This is a genomic window from Nakamurella endophytica (genome assembly GCF_014646215.1).
Lineage (GTDB): Bacteria > Actinomycetota > Actinomycetes > Mycobacteriales > Nakamurellaceae > Nakamurella > Nakamurella endophytica.
Genome location: NZ_BMNA01000001.1, coordinates 523,767 through 540,343 on the forward strand (window position 1 = coordinate 523,767; position 16,577 = coordinate 540,343).

Sequence of the window (16,577 nt, forward strand, 5' to 3'; positions counted from 1 at the left end):
TCGGGTCAGGCGATCCAGACGGTCGTCTCGGGCGGCAGCTGATCATCGTCCACCACGCCGCTGCCCAGCACCAGCCCGGCCCGCAGGTCGGCCGGCACCGTGACCGGCCGGGGGCCGAAGTTGGTCCAGCACTGCCAGCCGCCCGGGCGGGCGAAGGCCAGCACGTCCGGATTGCCGGACTCGAGCCACTCCAGGGACTCCGCGCCCTGCAGCTGGCGGCGCAGCGCCAGGGCCTGCCGGTATAGGCGGAGCGTGGAGGCGGGATCCGCCAGCTCGGCGTCCACGGCATAGCGGTCGAACCACGCCGGCTGCGGCAGGTGCGCCGGACCCGGGCCGAAGCCGAAGGACTCGCCGCCCTCGGCCCGCGCCTGCCACGGCAACGGCACCCGGCACCCGTCGCGCCCGCGCTCGGCGCCGCCGGTGCGGAAGTAGATCGGGTCCTCGCGAGCGGCCGCGGGCAGGTCCGGCACCTCGGCCAGGCCCAGCTCCTCCCCCTGGTAGAGGTAGGCCGAGCCGGGCAGCGCGAGCATGAGCAGCGTCGCGGCCCGGGCCCGGCGCAGGCCGCGGTCCACGTCGACGGCCGGCTCGGTGCCGTCGGTGAGCAGCCACCGCCGGGCGACCTCCTTGGTCGGCAGGCCGTCGACCTCCGGAAGGCCGTAGCGGGTGGCGTGCCGGACGACGTCGTGGTTGGACAGCACCCACGTCGAGGACGCCCCGGACTGCTCGGCATGCGCCAGGTTGTGCGCGATCACCGCGCGGAACGCGCCCGCATCCCAGGCCGCCTCGAGCAGGTCGAAGTTGAAGGCCTGCCCCAACCCCTCCGGGCTGGCGTACCGGGCCCGGCGCAGGTCGTGCACCCAGGCCTCGGCGACGGCGGTCCGCGGCGGGTCGTACTCGTCGAACACCGAGCGCCACTCGCGGTAGATGTCGTGCACCTCGTCGCGGTCCCACAGCGGATGGTTCCCGCCGGCCAGCGGCTCGTCGGGCAGCAGGGTGCCCGCCAGCGGCGGCGTCAGGTCCTTGGCGAGCCCGTGCGCCACGTCGACCCGGAAGCCGTCCACGCCGCGGTCCGACCAGAACCGCAGGGTGCGCAGGAAGTCCGCGCGGACGTCGGCGTTGTCCCAGTTCAGGTCCGGCTGCTCGCGGGCGAACATGTGCAGGTACCACTGGCCGTCGGCGACCCGCTCCCATGCCGGCCCGCCGAACAGCGACTCCCAGTCGGACGGCGGCACGGAGCCGTCGGGCCCCTGGCCGTCCCGGAAGATGTACCGGTCGCGCTCCGGGGACCCGGGCGGCGAGACGAGGGCCTCGCGGAACCAGGAGTGCCGGTCCGAGGAGTGGTTGGGGACGATGTCGACGACCACCTTGATGCCGGCGTCGTGCAGCGCGGCGACCATGGCGTCGAAGTCGTCCAGCGATCCGAGCCGGGGGTCCACGTCGCGGTAGTCGTCGACGTCGTAGCCGCCGTCGGCCAGCGCCGACGGGTAGAACGGGCTCAGCCACACGGCCTGCACGCCGAGGTCCCGCAGGTACGGCACGCGGGACGTGATGCCGGCCAGGTCACCGAGTCCGTCGCCGTCCACGTCCGCGAAGCTGCGCGGGTAGATCTGGTAGACGACCGCCTGCCGCCACCAGGTGGCGTCGGGCGAGGACGGGCGACCGTCGGTGAGGACGGTGCTGTCGGGCTGGACCACGGTGCTCCTTGGCTGCGGGACGGGGGCTGCTCGCCCGGGGACGCCGCCGCCCGGACCGGGTTGCCCCGGGGCGGCCCCGGCTGCGTCACACGACGCGGCGGGACCGGCGGGTCCGGTACGGGGGTCGTGCCGGGCCGGCGCCGTCCCGCGACGACCCCGGGGGGTGGACGACGCGCCGTCCACCCTAGGCTCCGGCCGGTCCGCGCCCGCCGGAGCCCGTGTCCGGCCTCCCAGGTGGACGGCCGGTCACCGACAGGTCACAGTCCGAACACGGTCTGGAGGGTCGGACATCGACCCGGCGTGGCGCGCCCTACCGTGAGGCCGTTCCACCCCGACGGCACCGCCCGACACCGCCGCAGCGTTGCGGCGCAACGGGTCTCACCGGCAACCACCCCACCCGCTCCGTACCGGTCCCCCCGGGAGAGGCCCGCCATGCCCGTTCGCCCGTCCGCCGTCCGTCCCGCCCTCCGCCGCGCCACCTCGCTCGTCACGGCTGCCGCCTTCGGCGCCGTCGCCACGGCCGTCCTCGCGGGCCACGCGCCCGCCGCCGCGGTCCCCGGGCAGCCCTCCGTGCAGACCGTGTCCTACGAGCAGAGCTCCTGCGCCGCAGCGGTCGCCGACGCCAAGCTGGTGATCGCCGGGTGGGTCAGGGCCTACGAGAGCCAGGTGCGGGCCACCTGGGCGCCCAACGCCCGGTCGCGCCAGGCCTGGGCGGACCGCGCCGCGTTCGAGGCCATGGGCCGGCAGCAGGCCGCCGTGTTCCGCTGGCAGCAGAGCAGCGCCGCCTGCCGCTGATCCGGCGGACCAGCCCCGACACGGCGCCGCACCGGCTCCGCAGTCGCCCACGACCGGCCGGCACGACCGTGCGTCGTGCCGGCCGGTCCGGTGCGGCCGTCCGGTCCCGGCCGGGGTCAGCTCCGCGGTGCGGCCCGACCGAGCTGCACCACCGTGCCGGGCGCCTGCGCTCCGGTCACCGCCGGTGCCGTGCTGGCGTACAGGTGGCCGTTCGCCCACTCCACTGCCACCACGCCGGGGAGGGTGGCCACGGTCTGGTGCCTGCCGTTGCAGAGCACCTGGGAGATGGTGCCGCTCCCCAGCTCGGCGACGTACACGGTGCCGTGCGGACCGATCGCCAGGTTCGTCGCTCCGGCGAAGCCCGTCGCCACCCGCTGCACGTGTCCGTGCCGATCGATCCGGTAGACGCTGCCGGGGTTGCCGCCCGGAGCCTCACCGCCGCCCGGCAGCGTCGTGACGTACAGGTCGCCGTGTGGGCCCACCTCGACGTCCGTGGGCACCGGCTCGAACCGGTACGTCAGACCCACCAGGCAGTCCGGCAGCCCGTTGGCCTTCGCGAACGCCGCGCTGACGGTGAACGGCTGGGCCGGCAGCACGGCCAGCAGCGACGGGCGGCCGTGGGCGTCGACCTTCACGATGTCGTTGCCGCCGGCGTCCGCGACCGCCCAGGACCCGTGCCCGAGCGAGGCGACGGCGTACGGGTGCGAGTCGACAAGCCCGTGGTACGACGGCTCCAACTCGAGCGCCTGGAGCGCCTCGACCTGGCACGGTGTCGGGTTGCGGGTGCCGTAGAAGGTGCGCCCGTCGGGGTTGCGGGTGCGCTCGAACTTCGACAGATCGGCGACGACCGGTGTCCGGCCCCGTTGCAGCACGGTCAGTTTCGTCGACGAGTGGTCGCCGGTGCTCGTGGTGTAGGCGACGGCGCCGGTGCGCGCGTCGACGTCGACGCCGGCCACGTCGCCACCGGACGCCGGGCTGGGGCCGGTCGCGATCGGTGCGGCCGCACCGATCAGGTTCAGCGTCGAGGTGCCCGAGTCGGCGACGTAGACCTTGCGACCGGAGACGGCGAACTGCAACGGCAGCGCGAACGCAGACGACAGCGTCTTCGTCACCGTCAACGGTGGTGCGTGCCGTGCCGGTGCCGCCGCCTCGGCCGGTAGCGCCGCGACGGTGACCGTCGCAGCGACGGCGGCTCCCGCCACCAGGATCGACCTGCACCACACCATGTCCGCTCCTCGCGTCCGGTACGCCGCCTCGTCGCGGCGTCCGACACACTGCAACAAAACGGACACCGTGTAAAGGGTGTCGGGTGGTGGATCCGCGACCGTGGTCGCGTCGTGACGAGCCGTGACCGTCGGGCGGAGGTCCGGAGATCTGTTGCTGTCGAGCAGGTTCCGTCCGCTTTCCGGCGATCCCGCCGCAGGGCGGTCGACCGGGCGGGGGTGCGTCGGATACCTGCCGGTCCCGCGAAGGTCGACACGCCGGTCACCCCTGTATCAGCCGCCCCCGGTCCGGCATCCTCTGGCCGATCGCGATCCGCCGGTCCCGCACCGCGGGACGGCCCGCGGCGCGTCGGCGCCGCGGACCCCGCCCCGGCCGCACCTGCCCGCCCGCCCGGGTGGCTGCCGCCGAGCACCTGTCCACGCCCGCCGTCGCGTCGACGGCACCCAGAGAGGAACCACCCTCATGCACCTGGCCCGCGTCACCCTCGCCGTCGCGGCCGTCGCCGCGATCGGTCTCGGTGTCGGCTCCGCATCGGCGTCCGCACCCGCCGCCGCGTCGGCATCCCCGTCCGTGCAGCAGGCGCCGCCGGCGGCTCCCGCCGGCGCGGGCATCGGCATGCAGCCGATGGTGGCCGCGGATCCCGGCCCGCAGGCCGCGCCCGAGACGGTGTACCGACCCCTCACACCGTGTCGCATCGTCGACACCCGCAGCGGCGGAGGAGCTCTGGGTGCCGGCGTCAGCCGGGCCTTCCGGGTCTCCGGCACCACCGGCTTCGCACCCCAGGGCGGCAAGGCCGGCGGCTGCGGCATCCCCAGCGGAGCGACCGCGATCGCCGCGACCACCGTGGTGATCAACCCGGCGGGCGGCGGGTACCTCAAGGCCTACCCCGAGGGCGCCGCGGAACCGAACTCGTCGGTGCTGAACTACGTCAAGACGGCCGGCGCGGTGAGCAGCGGCATGACGCTGAGCATCCGGCCGCTGTTCGAGCCGGCGCTGCGGGTCCGCAACGTCGGCCCGGCGGTCAACGTCGCCATCGACGTGCAGGGCTACTACATCCCGCAGGCGCAGGGCCTGATCGGCTCCGACGGCACGCAGCTCGGCGGCACCACGCGGATCGTCGGCACCAGCCACCCCGGAACCGGTTCGTACTACATCACTCTCGACCGCCCGGCGCGCCAGTGCTCGCCGCAGGTGTCCACCTACAACATCTACCGGTACGCCTCGGTCGGCCTGTCCAGCTCCACCACGCCCAACACCATCAGCGTCTACCTGTGGACCCTGGACGCCACCACCCACCGCGAGTCGCCCACCGACTACCCGTTCTTCATCACCGTCACCTGCTGACGGCTCCCCTCCCGTCCAGCCGACGTGGGCAGGCTCCGGCTCCGGCCGGACCTGCCCACGCCGGTGTCCGCGGCTCCGGCCGGGGCGGCGGCCCGCCCGCCTGCCACCCCGGTCCCGCCAGCGCTGCCGGTGTGACGCGGGCCCGCCGGGGCACCTTGCTACGGTGCGCACCGCGCCGCGCCAGCGGTGCCGAGGGACGGAGGGACGGGACCGTGGCGGAGCCGGGCACTCCCGTGCAGCGGACGGAAGGCGTCGCCGCCGTCCCGTCCCCGCCCACGGTGGCGCCCGGGGACGACGGGCTCGCGGAGCGGGTCACCGTCGTGCTGCTGACCTACAACTGCGCGCACCGGCTGGGCCGGGTGCTCGACGAGCTGACCGCGCTCGGCGTCCCGGTCGTCGCGGTCGACAACGCCTCGGCCGACGGCACCGTCGACGTGCTGCGGGCCCGGCCCGGCCTCGAGGTGGTGCCGCTGCCGGAGAACATCGGGGCCGCCGCCCGCAACGCCGGCGCCGAGCGAGCCGCCACCCCGTACCTGGCGTTCTGCGACGACGACGGCTGGTACGACCGGGACGGCTTGGTCGTCGCCGCCGACCTGCTCGACCGGCACCCCCGGCTGGCCCTGGTCAACGCGCGCATCCTGATCCGCGACGAGGCCAGGGTGGACCCGATCTCGACGATCATGTCCCGCAGCCCGCTGGCCGACACGGCCGGTATCCCCGGCGCCGTGCTGCTCAGCTTCATGGCCGGCGCGTCGGTGGTCCGCCGGTCCGCCTACCTGGAGGCCGGGGGGTACGAGCCGGTGTTCTTCATGGGCGGCGAGGAGGAGACGCTGTCGTTCAAGTGGGCCAGGACCGGGTGGCACATGCGGTACGTGCCGGAGGTCGTCATGCGGCACCACCCCAGCGTGGCCAACGCACCGCGGATGCGGGCCTTCGGCATGCGGAACACCCTCTGGAACGCCTGGCTGCACCGGCGGTTCCGCAGTGCCGCGGCGTGGACGCTGTTCATCCTGGCCGACAGCCCGAAGAACCGGGACTGGTGGCGCGGCGTCGCGATGGCCGTGCGAGGCCTGCCGTGGGTGCTGCGTCGCCGCAGCCCGATGGACCGCGCGCTGGACGCCCAGCTGTCCGTGCTGGACCGTGACCGGTTCGCCCAGCGCCGCCCGCTGTTCAACCGCATCGACCCGCTGCACCGCCGGTCGGGCGGGTCGCCGGCGGCCGCGCCGCCGGCCCCTCCCGCCGCCGCGCCGGCCGCCGCCGCGGACGACCCGGCCGAGAACCCGGCCGCCTGACGGCCTCCCGGCGGCCGCTCAACGATCGGCAGCCGGCCGCAGGTCCAGCCGCCGCAGCAGTTGCGCGTTGAGTGCCACGACCACGGTCGACACGCTCATCAGCACCGCCCCCACGGCCGGTGCCAGCACGAACCCGACCGGTGCCAGCACACCCGCCGCCAGCGGCACGGCGAGGACGTTGTAGCCCGTCGCCCAGACCAGGTTCTGCCACATCTTGCGGTAGGCGGCGCGCGACAGGGTGACCACCCCGAGCACCGACCGCGGGTCGTCCGAGGCCAGCACCACGCCCGCCGACTCGACCGCCACGTCGGTGCCGGCGCCGATCGCGATGCCCACGTCGGCGCCCGCCAGGGCGGGGGCGTCGTTGACGCCGTCGCCCACCATCGCGACCCGGTGCCCGCGCGCCTGCAGACCTTGCACCACCGATGCCTTCTCGGCCGGCAGCACCTGCGCGAAGACCTCCTCGATGCCGAGCCGGCCGGCCACGGCGTCCGCCACCGAGCGGGCGTCCCCGGTGACCATCGCCGTGCGGACACCGTGGCGGCGCAGCTCCGCGACCGCCGCCGCGGACTCCGGACGGACCCGGTCCGCCACCGCGAGGGCACCGGCGACGCGGCCGGACCGCAGCACGTACAGCACCGTGCTGCCCGCCCGTTCCCACGCCGACACCGCTCGCTGCACCGCCGGCGAGACGCCGGCTCCGGAGGCCGCCAGCAGCCCCGGTCCGCCCACCTCGACCAGCTCCCCCGCCACCCGGGCCTGCACGCCGCGCCCGGTCGCCGACCGGAACTCCGTCGCGGACGGCACCGGTCCGCGCTCGCGGGCGGCGGCGACGACGGCCCGGCCCAGCGGGTGCTCGCTGTCGGCCTCCGCGGCGGCGGCCAGGGCCAGCAGCCGACTCTCCGACCCCGATGCGGGATCAGCGGTCTCGCCGTCGGGGTCCCCTCCGGCGGTCGCGACGCCGGTGACGGCGGGCCGTCCCTCGGTCAGCGTCCCGGTCTTGTCGAACAGCACGACGTCGACCGTGCGCATCCGCTCCAGTGCCAGCCGGTCCTTGACCAGGATCCCCGACCGCGCCGAGAGGGCCGTCGACAGCGCGATGACTAACGGGATCGCCAGGCCGAGCGCGTGGGGGCAGGCGATGACGAGCACGGTGACGGTGCGCTCCACCGCCTGCTGCGGCTCGCCGAGCAGCAGCCAGACCGCGAAGGTGACCGCGCCGGCCGCGCTCGCGAACCAGAACAGCGCGGCGGCGGCGCGGTCGGCGAGCGCCTGCGCGCGGGACCGGGAGTTCTGCGCCTGCTCGACCAGCCTGCGGATACCGGCCAGCGCGGTGCCCTCGCCGACGGCGTCGACGCGGACCCGCAGCGCCGAGTCGGCGGCGACGGTCCCTGCCACCACGCGGTCACCGACATCCCGGACCACCGGCCGCGACTCGCCGGTGATCATGGACTCGTCCAGGTGGGCGCGGCCGTCCACCACGACGCCGTCCGCGGGCACCCGGCCGCCCGAGCGCACCAGCACGACGTCGCCCACCGCGAGGGCGGACAGCTCGACCGGCCGGACCGTGCCGTCCGGATCCACCCGCTCCGCCCGGTCCGGCAGCAACCGCGCCAGGGCGTCCAGCGCCCCCGATGCCTGCCCGATCGCCCGCATCTCGAGCCAGTGGCCGAGCAACATGATCACGACGAGGAGGGCGAGTTCCCACCAGAAGTCGAGCTCGAGGTGGCCGACGCCGAGCGAGGTCGCCCCCGACGCGACGAACGCGACGGTGATCGCGAGCGCGATGAGCAGCATCATCCCCGGTGCGCGGGCTCGGATCTCGCCGAGGGCGCCGGTGAGGAACGGCCACCCGCCGTAGACGAACACCGCGGTCCCCAGCACCGGGGACACCCAGGTCAGCGACGCCGGCACCCCGTAGCCGAGCAGGTCGGCGAACATGTGCGACAGCAGGACGGTCGGGACGGCCAGCGCCAGCGACCACCAGAAGCGCTCCCGGAAGACGGCCGCGTGGTCCCCGTGCCCGACATGGCCGCCGTGCCCGGCATGGCCGCCGTGCCTGGCATGGCCGGCGTGCTCGCCGACGTGGTCGTGGCCGCCGCGCTCGCCGTGGGCGGCCGGGTGCCCGGCGTGCTGACCGCGTTCCGCGCCGGGCACCGATCCGGTGCTCGAGACCGGGTCCGCCACCGCGGCGGTGCCCGCCGGCCCGGGACGAGTGCCGCCGCCGGCGGCTCCGTGCTGGTGGAACGTCGGCATGGGTCGCTCCTTCCGCTCGTCCGGCCACTGTACCCCCGGGGGGTATGCAGGTGCCAGACCCGGACCGCGGCGTCCGCTGCCCGGGGCGGCTCCGTGTCAGCGTCCGGCCAGGTCGGCGACCACCGGAGCGAGGACGCCGGCGGCGCTGGCGCCCACGACGACGTAGGAGAACCCGCCCTCCTCCCGTCGCCGCAGCAGCTCCTCCACGGCCGCCGACGGGTCGCCGGGCAGGACGAGCAGCGAGTCCACGGTCCGAAGCGCGGCGGGATCGGTGCCCGGCGGAGCCATGAAGGCAGCGACGGTGTCGCCGACGACGGGTACGTGCAGGGCGAGCTCCACGTCCCTGGCCGCCCGGACCTCGGCGGCCAGCCGCAGCAGGGTCGCCCGGGAGTCGTCGGGGGACGCGGGGAAGGTGATGGTGTCGGCCAGCTCCAGTGCCACCGCCCGTGCCCTGGCACCACGGACGGCCATCGCGACCGGGGTGTGCCGTTCCGGGCCGTCCAGCTCGCGCAGCGTGGCGACGGCCTCGCGCAGCTGGGCGACCCGGTCGCTCGGGACCGGCTGTCCGAACTCCCGCAACTCGTCCGCGAGGCTCGGCCTTCCCGTCCCGATGCCCATCTCGAACCGGCCCTCGGTCAGCAGCGACAGCGAGTGCGCCTCCCACGCCAGGGTCCGCGGTGGGCGCAGCGGGGACGCGTACACCCAGGTGCCGACGCGCAGGTCGGTGATCGTCGCGGCGACCGCGAGCGTCGGTCCGGGTGCCGGCTGCCACTGCTGGACGTCCGGCATCAGGACGGTGGAGTACCCGCTGCCGGCGATGCGCCGCACCTGCTCCCGCCACTCCGGCAGGCCGGTGCGCACCGGCGCGACGACGCCGAACCGGAACGGCCGCTCGGTGCCGGTGACCCGTGGATCGCTCATGACGTCGCCCCTCCGCCGTGGGCCCGGGTACCGCCCCGGTCCGCTGCCCCTACGACGAACAGGCCCGGCCGGATCGGACGCGTCCGTCACCGAAAATCATGGCTCGCTGCGAGGGGCCTGTCGGAGTCGGCGGCAGCGGCGATCAAGAATTCGATCAGGACGCCGTGAGGATCCATCCCGGGCCAGGTGTTCCACGAGCTGGTCGGCTCCATGGGGACCGGCCCGGAGAAGGGGATCCTGACGAGAAACGACCCGGTCGAGCCGCTGAGGGGTAGGCCGGTCGTCGTCGACCAAGGCTTCGTCGAGGGAACCGACGCCGTCCGGCACCGACGAGCCGGTACCGCAATCGTGGGCGACCGGGCGCCCGACTGACCAGCCCGTTCAGGCGCGCGGGGCTTGAACTCCAGGGCCGGGACCGGCCGTCGGCCGTCCGTCCGCGAGCGGAGGTAGCGGTGCGAGGACGAGGCGTCGCCACTGCAGGATGACGATCGGTGCGATTGTCATCATCGAGGTCGCCGCCAGGATCTGCGCTCGGACGTCGGACCCGACGAGCAGGGAGGGGTTGGCGAAGTACCCGAAGAGGAAAACCGTCATGGCGATCAACGTGACGGCGCGTGCCGTCGCCGTCCGGAACTCACTCAGGCGCAGACCCAGTGGCATGACCTTGCGATAGAAGTCGACAACGGCCCACAACACCAGGTAGTTGCCCACGACATAGACGACCCACGGATTCGCTCCGGTACCGGCGATGAAGTTGTGCACGTCGGCGTGGCTGGCGAACACGCGGGTCGGCAAGTAGGCGGACACGTTGCCGAGGCACATCAAAAGGAACCAGAACAACAGGTTGGCCGCGACGGGGTGCGAGAGCCAGAAGGGCTTGGTGATGGCCCAGCGGGAGGCGAGGTACAGGCCCGTGGCGGCGATGCCCGGACCCGCGAATGCGGTCAACGCCGCCTGCCAGTGATGACCGGCGTCCAGCGCCGCGGTGTAGTCGACGTTCTCGTCGATGTCGATCAGCAGCAGGACGTTGGCCGGACTGCCTCCGCCCCAGGTGATGGCGAACGGCTGATCCTTGATCCCGACGGTCCAGGCCGTGATGGAGTGCGCGAATTCGTGCGGAAGCACCGAGGCGTAGTGCGAGAGCACGATTGCCACAGGGGTGAACGCCAGCAACCACGGTGCACGGGAACGAGGTGGCCCGGCCTCGGCTGCAGACGTGTCGAGCATGGTGTCACTGGGCCCGGTTCGATCGCTGATCGTCACGCGAGGTGCCTTCCGCAGAGAGCCTCGAGCCGCGACCAAGATCGTCGCCGCGAGCGAACCGTATGCGACCTGGGCGACGCGGCCTATAGACCTGGGTCATCAGACACTGTCCGGTGCCGCGCATTCCTGGGCCGCTCCGGTCGTCGCAGCTGTTGCTCTGCCGGACACGGCCGACCGAGCCGCGCCCCGGGCCCAGGCGCAGTGATCGACGACGACTCCCGGCCGGCCGCTACCGAGATCCTCGGCGAGGAAATCCGTCACGGCAGCAGCTGTCCGAGGCCCGTGCCCCGGCCCGAGTCCGTGCCGGGATGATTCTCGGGAGCGCCACTGGAACACCCGTGTCGATCTCGACCGTCGACCGCTCCCGACGGCCCGTCGGCATCGCCCCGGAGCACCGAATCGCTCGAGCAAGCGCGTGCTTCAGACGGACGAAGCCGGTCCACCATGAGTAGTGACCGGCATCGAACTGCGACAATACGGTGGAGCTGCGGGGAATCGAACCCCGGACCTCTTCGATGCGAACGAAGCGCGCTACCAACTGCGCTACAGCCCCGGACGCGGATCGCTCCGCGACGCCCGGTCAGGATAGCAGGCGGCCGGGCGACGCCCGGCACGCTCAGGCGGCCCGGAAGCTCTCGCCCTGCAGCACCGGGACCCGAGAGGAGCGGTCCAGTTCGGCGGCCACGGCGATCTCGTCGCCGTAGCCGTCGGCGATCAGTTCCTGCCCCGAGGCGCAGGACGAGAGCGCGCGGACCAGCGACCGGCCCAGGTCCCGGTAGGCGGCGACGGCGGCCAGCGCCTCCGGGGAGGCCGGCCCGCTGCCAGCGTCGAGCAGTGCCTGGATCACCGCGCCGGCGCCCCACAGGTCCTCGACGGCGGGTCGGAGCAGGTCCCCGGGCCAGCGCTCGCCGGCCGCGACCACGGCCACCGGCCGCCGCCCGGCCGCCGACCGCACCCAGGTGGCCACCGCCTTGACGTTGCGCAGCGAGGCACCGACGACCGGCACGCCCGCCTCCCCGAGCTGCCGGGCGATCGCGGACCCGTTGGGCGACGGCAGCACGAGCTTCCCGCCGCCACCGAGCACGCCGTCCGCGGCCGCGGCCCGCACCGACAGCGGCGACAGGCTCACCCCGCTCGTGCCGGCCTCCCGGCGGCCGACCGCCAGCACCGCCCCCCGGGTCGCGGCGAACGCGGCCGCCGACGCGTCCCGGAACCGGTAGGGGAAGACCTCCACACCGCTGTCGATGGCCACCGACACCGACGTGGTGAACGACAGGACGTCGACGACCACCGCGACGGCGGCGCCCTCGACGACGGCCAACGCCCCGGGCATCCCCCAGTCGAACCGGATCGTCGACGCCGACTGCCGGTAGGGCCCGCCCGCGGCCGTCATCGGTCCTCGCTCCCCTGTCGCGGACCACCGCGTCCGCACGTGACGGCGTGCGTGCGCGCGCCTACTGTCCGGCGGCCCGCCGGTAGGTCACCGGATGGTAGTACTCGAGATCCTCGAAGCCGGGGTCGTCGTCCTCGACGTCGACCACCATCCGGCGGCCGTGCGACACCGCCGCCGGGGCCACCGGCGCTGCCGGGACCGCCGGGGCGACCGGCTCCGGCTCCCCGACCATCGGCGGCCCGTACGGGTGCTGCACGGCCGCGCCGTCGGCGTAGCCGCGCTGGTGGTACTCGGGCCGGATCTGCCGGGCCCGGCGCAGCTTCGCCAGCCGGCGCTGCCGGATGTCGGCCTCGATCCGCACCTGCCGGCGCAGGTAGGCCAGGTAACCGACGAGCAGCAGCCCGGCGACCGCCGTGCCGGCCCACAGCGCCGGCCGGGCGAACGCCGCCGCGCCGACGCCGAAGGCCACCGTCAGCAGGAGCAGGAACAGGGCCACACGGCGCCGGCGCGAGTACTTGTACGCCCGGGTGGCTTCGGCGGCCTCCGGGTCGTAGCCGCCGCGGCCGTGCCGGCGGGGCACCGGGCGGTAGCGCTCGTCGTCCTCGACGTCGTCCGCGGGCGCCGCGGCGTGCTCGGACCACGCCGGGCCGGCGGCCCCCTGGTCGAAGTCGTCGTACTCGTCGACCGCCGCGTACCGGCTCGCCCGGCTCGGGGCGACGGGGTGGGCGCCGTGCGACCGGCCGTCGCGGGCCTGCAGCGCCCGGTCGCCGACGTCCTCGGCGTCGTCCTCCGACTCGTCGAGGTTCTCCACGTCGTACCGGTTGTCCATCAGCTCGTCGTCCAGCGCGCCCTCGTCGGCCAGGTCGCGCCCGGCGTCCAGGTCGGCGTCCAGTTCGTCGACCCCGTCCTCGTACCGGTCGTCGAGCGTGGCCTGCGCACCGCGCACCCGGACCGGGTGCGAACCGTGCGTGGGTCGGCCGGTCCGGTGGAACCGGCCGGCCAGCAGCCGGCGCCGTCCCCGTCCACCGTCGACGGCCTCGTCCTCGTCCGCCAGGTCGCGGTCGTCCACGCCGTCCAGATCCATGCCGTCCTCGTCCCTGCCCTGCCCGTCCCTGTCCTGCCGGTCGCTGTCCTGGTCGAAGCCGTAGCGGCCCTCGTCCTCGCGCTCGACCGTGTCGACCCGCAGGCCGTCGTCCCCGAGGTCCTCGGCGTCCTGGTCGACGACCCGCCGGCCGAGGTGCGGCCGCCTCCGTACCCGCCCGGCCGCCCGCCGCAGCACGCGACCGCCGTCCCGGTCGGTGCGCAGCACGGCCTCGCGGCGCCGGGCGACCATCGGAACCAGCACGGCGAGCCAGGCGACGACGAGCAGCACGATGACGAGCGACGTGGGGATCGACATCGCGGCCTCCTGGACGTGACGGGCGGGGCCGGGGTCTCCGCGGTCCGGCCGGCGCGGAAGGGCCTGGCGCAGACGCTAATCAGCGCATGCGCCCGGACCTGGGAGGACACGCCAGGACGTGGATCACTCCGGGGAGCCGGAGCGGGTCGCGCAGCGGGCGAGTAGCTGGGCGGTGCCGCCCGGGACCTCCTCGGCGGTCACGGCGAACAGCAGGTGGTCGTGCCAGCTGCCGCCGACGTCCAGGTAGCGCACCAGTCGGCCCTCCTGCCGGAAGCCCAGCCGGGTCACCACGGCCAGGCTCGCCCGGTTCTCCGGGGCGATGGTGGCCTCCACGCGGTGCAACCCGGCCGTCGCGAACGCGTGGCCGACCGCCAGGGCGACCGCGGCCGACGCCACTCCCCGGCCCTGCACCGCCGAGTCGATCCAGTAGCCGATCCAGCCGGACCGCAGCGCCCCCCGCTGGATACCGCCCACGGTCACCTGACCGGCGAACCGCCCGTCCAGCTCGACGGCGAACGCCAGCACCTCACCCCGCCGCGCCCCGGCGACGAGGGCCGACCGGTGCAGCCGCCAGGCGGCCGGCGTGTGCCGGTCGGTCCACGGCGCGGCCACCGTCGCGTCCCACGGGGCGATGCTGGCCTCGTCCCGGATGCGCTGGCGCCGCCACTCCGCACCGTCCCGGCGGGCCAGCGGCCGCACGGTGAGCGTCCCGCCGCCGGCGGCGACCGGCCCGAGCACGGCGGGCCATCCCGGGTGCCGGCCCGTGGGGCCGCCGTCGCCCCACCACGCCATGCCGGATCAGGCCCGCTGGGCCAGGAAGGACACCGCCACCTCGCTGCCGACCGGGATCGACGTCGCGTCCTCGTCGACCAGCACCAGGCAGTTCGCCTCGGCCAGCGACGCCAGCAGGTGGGTCCCACCGCCGCCCAGGACGTGCACCAGGTAGTCGTCGTTCTCGTCGCGCAGCAGCTGCCCGCGCAGGAACTGGCGACGCCCAGGCGGCGACGTGATCGGCTCCAGCGTCCGGGCGGCGACCGTGCGTCGGTAGGGGTTGCGCCGGCCGAGCATGACCCGGACGACCGGCCGGACGATCACCTCGAACACCACCAGGGCCGACACCGGGTTCATCGGCAGCAGGAAGGTCGGCACCCGGTCCGGACCCAGCCGGCCGAAGCCCTGGGCGGACCCGGGCTGCATGGCCACCCGGGTCAGGTCCAGGTCGCCCAGCTCGGACAGCGCCTCGACGACCAGCTCGGCCGAGTGACCGCCGGCCGCACCGGCGATCACCACCAGCTCCGAGACCAGCAACCGGGCCTCCACCAGCTCGCGGAGCCGGCGCAGGTCGTGCGGGGCGATACCGACCCGGTTGACCTCGGCGCCGGCGTCCCGGGCGGCGGCCGCCAGGGCGTAGGAGTTGACGTCGAAGACCTGGCCGGGACCCGGCGTCCGCGACACGTCGACGAGCTCGTCGCCGACCGTGACGATCGACAGCCGGGGCCGCGGGTGCACCAGGACCTTGTCCCGGCCGACCGCGGCGAGCAGGCCGACCTGCGCCGCGCCGATGAAGGCGCCGGAGCGCACCGCCACGTCGCCGGGCTGGACGTCCTCGCCGGTGCGCCGCACGTAGCGGCCGGACGGCAACGAGGTGGTGACGGTGACCCGCGCGCCGGACCGGTCGGTGGTGGACCGCGGCACCACGGTGTCGGCGATGATCGGCAGCGGTGCGCCCGTGGCCACGTAGACGCACTGGTGCGGCTGCAACCGGTGCGCCAGGCGGGTGCCCGCCTCGATGGTCCCGACGATCGGCAGGGTGACCGGAGCCGACGCCGAGGCGTTGTGGATGTCGACGGAGCGCACGGCGTATCCGTCGACCGCGGCCTGGTCGAACGCCGGGAGCGCGGCGGTGGCCACCACCTCCTCGGCGCAGAGCAGGCCCTGCGCCTCCGAGATGGCGACCCGCACCGGCGGCGGCGTCAAGGCGGCGGACAGCACCAGGTCGAGTTGCTCGGTGACGGTCCTCATCGCGCGCTGCACCTCGCGGGGCCGGCAGCACCCGACGGCGGGCGCCGGACGTGCGGAGACAGGGCCATGACGCCTCACGCTACTGTCTGCGCCCCGCCGGACCGGTCACCCCTGCGCCGTCGGGGGGCGCGTGGCGCACCGGGCCGTGGCCGCGGCCGGCGGTCACCGCGCCGCATCCCGCCCGGATCGCCGCCGGCGACCCGCGGCCCCCGGGAGCCCGCGCGTCCCGGCCCGGCCACCTACGCTCGCCCGGTGCAGGACGGGCCGGGCGGGCAGCGACGCCCCTCGACGGAACCCAAGGCGGTCCTGCGGGCCGAGCTCGGCCGGGCCCGCCGCGCGACGGACCCGCGGCAGCGGGCGGCCGACCGTGCCGCGGTCGGCCGGCACGTCCTCGCCTGGGTCGCCGAGCGGACCGGGCCGGACGCCGTGGTCTGCGGGTACCTGCCGCTGCCGACCGAGCCGCTCGACCCCGCCGCGCTCGATCGGCTGGCGGGGACGGGCGTCACCGTGCTGGTGCCCAGGGTCCGGCCGGACGCGCCGCTGGACTGGTGCCGGTACCCCTGCCCGACGGCCGCGGGACCGTTCGGCATCCGGGAACCCCTCGGTCCCGCCCTCGGCACGGATGCCGTGCGGACGGCCGACGCGGTGCTGGTGCCGGCGCTGGCGGTGGACCGGTCCGGCACGCGGCTCGGGCGGGGCGGCGGCCACTACGACCGCACCCTCGCCGGCCTCGCCGGCCTCGCCGGCCTCGCCGGAACCGGCCGGCGTCCCGTGCTGCTGTCCCCGGTGTTCGACGGCGAGCTCGCCGACCACCTGCCCGCGGAGCCGCACGACGTGCCCGTGGACCTGGTCGTCACCCCGCTCGGCGGGGTCCGGCCGGCCCGTCGCTGACCCCGGGCGCGCCTCGGGACGTTTGCGCCGTCCGGGCCGCGCGGCGCATCATCGTTCTGGCACTCGGTGATGTCGAGTGCCAA

At 75.1% G+C, this 16,577-nt stretch carries 14 protein-coding genes and 1 tRNA gene; 5 read left to right on the forward strand and 10 right to left on the reverse strand.

Going from position 1 to position 16,577, the window contains the following annotated elements:
* Nucleotides 1-5: 5 nt before the first annotated feature.
* The gene (locus tag IEY37_RS02265; RefSeq protein WP_188939848.1) at nucleotides 6-1,694 is read right to left on the reverse strand and encodes a glycoside hydrolase family 13 protein; all 1,689 of its coding nucleotides are present in this window, start codon (nucleotides 1,692-1,694) and stop codon (nucleotides 6-8) included.
* 432 nt (nucleotides 1,695-2,126) lie between these two features.
* Between IEY37_RS02265 and IEY37_RS02270 the strand changes: the two genes are divergently transcribed.
* A complete protein-coding gene (locus tag IEY37_RS02270; RefSeq protein WP_188939849.1) occupies nucleotides 2,127-2,489 on the forward strand; it encodes a hypothetical protein in 363 nt (120 codons plus the stop codon).
* 116 nt (nucleotides 2,490-2,605) lie between these two features.
* On the opposite strand, the gene IEY37_RS02275 is transcribed toward IEY37_RS02270, so the two are convergent.
* Complete coding sequence (locus tag IEY37_RS02275; RefSeq protein ID WP_188939850.1) at nucleotides 2,606-3,715, reverse strand: ScyD/ScyE family protein; 1,110 nt, start codon at nucleotides 3,713-3,715, stop codon at nucleotides 2,606-2,608.
* A gap of 460 nt (nucleotides 3,716-4,175) precedes the next feature.
* Here IEY37_RS02275 and IEY37_RS02280 point away from each other — a divergent pair, with 460 nt between their 5' ends.
* Nucleotides 4,176-5,057, forward strand: a complete 882-nt coding sequence (locus IEY37_RS02280) for a hypothetical protein (protein WP_188939851.1) — start codon at nucleotides 4,176-4,178, stop codon at nucleotides 5,055-5,057.
* A 212-nt stretch (nucleotides 5,058-5,269) separates the two neighbouring features.
* Nucleotides 5,270-6,349: a glycosyltransferase family 2 protein gene (locus IEY37_RS02285; RefSeq protein WP_188939852.1), complete on the forward strand. Its 1,080-nt coding sequence runs from the start codon at nucleotides 5,270-5,272 to the stop codon at nucleotides 6,347-6,349.
* A gap of 18 nt (nucleotides 6,350-6,367) precedes the next feature.
* Here the strand turns inward: IEY37_RS02285 and IEY37_RS02290 are convergent, their stop codons facing one another.
* Both IEY37_RS02290 and IEY37_RS02295 read right to left on the reverse strand, forming a co-directional pair.
* Entirely contained in the window at nucleotides 6,368-8,605 is a 2,238-nt protein-coding gene (locus tag IEY37_RS02290) for a heavy metal translocating P-type ATPase (RefSeq protein WP_188939853.1), read from the reverse strand.
* A 96-nt stretch (nucleotides 8,606-8,701) separates the two neighbouring features.
* Nucleotides 8,702-9,526, reverse strand: a complete 825-nt coding sequence (locus IEY37_RS02295; protein WP_188939854.1) for an LLM class flavin-dependent oxidoreductase — start codon at nucleotides 9,524-9,526, stop codon at nucleotides 8,702-8,704.
* A 186-nt stretch (nucleotides 9,527-9,712) separates the two neighbouring features.
* On the opposite strand from IEY37_RS02295, the gene IEY37_RS02300 reads away from it, so the two are divergent.
* A complete protein-coding gene (locus IEY37_RS02300) occupies nucleotides 9,713-9,898 on the forward strand; it encodes a hypothetical protein (RefSeq protein ID WP_188939855.1) in 186 nt (61 codons plus the stop codon).
* A gap of 9 nt (nucleotides 9,899-9,907) precedes the next feature.
* Here IEY37_RS02300 and IEY37_RS02305 read toward each other — a convergent pair whose 3' ends face one another.
* The 6 genes from IEY37_RS02305 to glp all read right to left on the reverse strand — a co-directional run bounded on the left by IEY37_RS02305 (nucleotide 9,908) and on the right by glp (nucleotide 15,603).
* Nucleotides 9,908-10,681 carry a hypothetical protein gene (locus IEY37_RS02305; protein WP_188939856.1) on the reverse strand — a complete coding sequence of 258 codons (774 nt, stop codon included), beginning with the start codon at nucleotides 10,679-10,681 and terminating at the stop codon, nucleotides 9,908-9,910.
* A gap of 588 nt (nucleotides 10,682-11,269) precedes the next feature.
* Nucleotides 11,270-11,342 (reverse strand) — tRNA-Ala (locus IEY37_RS02310).
* A 63-nt stretch (nucleotides 11,343-11,405) separates the two neighbouring features.
* Nucleotides 11,406-12,182 (reverse strand): 2-phosphosulfolactate phosphatase, encoded by a 777-nt coding sequence (locus IEY37_RS02315; RefSeq protein WP_188939857.1) that lies wholly within the window; start codon nucleotides 12,180-12,182, stop codon nucleotides 11,406-11,408.
* Between the two features lie 61 nt (nucleotides 12,183-12,243).
* Nucleotides 12,244-13,581 (reverse strand): divisome protein SepX/GlpR, encoded by a 1,338-nt coding sequence (gene sepX / locus IEY37_RS02320; RefSeq protein WP_188939858.1) that lies wholly within the window; start codon nucleotides 13,579-13,581, stop codon nucleotides 12,244-12,246.
* Between the two features lie 123 nt (nucleotides 13,582-13,704).
* Nucleotides 13,705-14,373, reverse strand: a complete 669-nt coding sequence (locus IEY37_RS02325) for a GNAT family N-acetyltransferase (protein WP_188939859.1) — start codon at nucleotides 14,371-14,373, stop codon at nucleotides 13,705-13,707.
* A gap of 6 nt (nucleotides 14,374-14,379) precedes the next feature.
* Nucleotides 14,380-15,603, reverse strand: coding sequence for a molybdotransferase-like divisome protein Glp (gene glp / locus IEY37_RS02330; RefSeq protein ID WP_188939860.1), 1,224 nt, complete (start codon nucleotides 15,601-15,603; stop codon nucleotides 14,380-14,382).
* A 252-nt stretch (nucleotides 15,604-15,855) separates the two neighbouring features.
* Here glp and IEY37_RS02335 point away from each other — a divergent pair, with 252 nt between their 5' ends.
* Nucleotides 15,856-16,494: a 5-formyltetrahydrofolate cyclo-ligase gene (locus IEY37_RS02335; RefSeq protein WP_229673607.1), complete on the forward strand. Its 639-nt coding sequence runs from the start codon at nucleotides 15,856-15,858 to the stop codon at nucleotides 16,492-16,494.
* The last annotated feature ends 83 nt before the right edge of the window (nucleotides 16,495-16,577 follow it).

Coding starts and splice junctions, on each gene's coding strand:
- IEY37_RS02270 (WP_188939849.1), top strand. CDS start 2,127: ATGCCCGTTCGCCCGTCCGCCGTCCGTCCCGCCCTCCGCCGCGCCACC.
- IEY37_RS02275 (WP_188939850.1), bottom strand. CDS start 3,715: ATGGTGTGGTGCAGGTCGATCCTGGTGGCGGGAGCCGCCGTCGCTGCG.
- IEY37_RS02280 (WP_188939851.1), top strand. CDS start 4,176: ATGCACCTGGCCCGCGTCACCCTCGCCGTCGCGGCCGTCGCCGCGATC.
- IEY37_RS02290 (WP_188939853.1), bottom strand. CDS start 8,605: ATGCCGACGTTCCACCAGCACGGAGCCGCCGGCGGCGGCACTCGTCCC.
- IEY37_RS02295 (WP_188939854.1), bottom strand. CDS start 9,526: ATGAGCGATCCACGGGTCACCGGCACCGAGCGGCCGTTCCGGTTCGGC.
- IEY37_RS02315 (WP_188939857.1), bottom strand. CDS start 12,182: ATGACGGCCGCGGGCGGGCCCTACCGGCAGTCGGCGTCGACGATCCGG.
- sepX (WP_188939858.1), bottom strand. CDS start 13,581: ATGTCGATCCCCACGTCGCTCGTCATCGTGCTGCTCGTCGTCGCCTGG.
- IEY37_RS02325 (WP_188939859.1), bottom strand. CDS start 14,373: ATGGCGTGGTGGGGCGACGGCGGCCCCACGGGCCGGCACCCGGGATGG.
- glp (WP_188939860.1), bottom strand. CDS start 15,603: ATGAGGACCGTCACCGAGCAACTCGACCTGGTGCTGTCCGCCGCCTTG.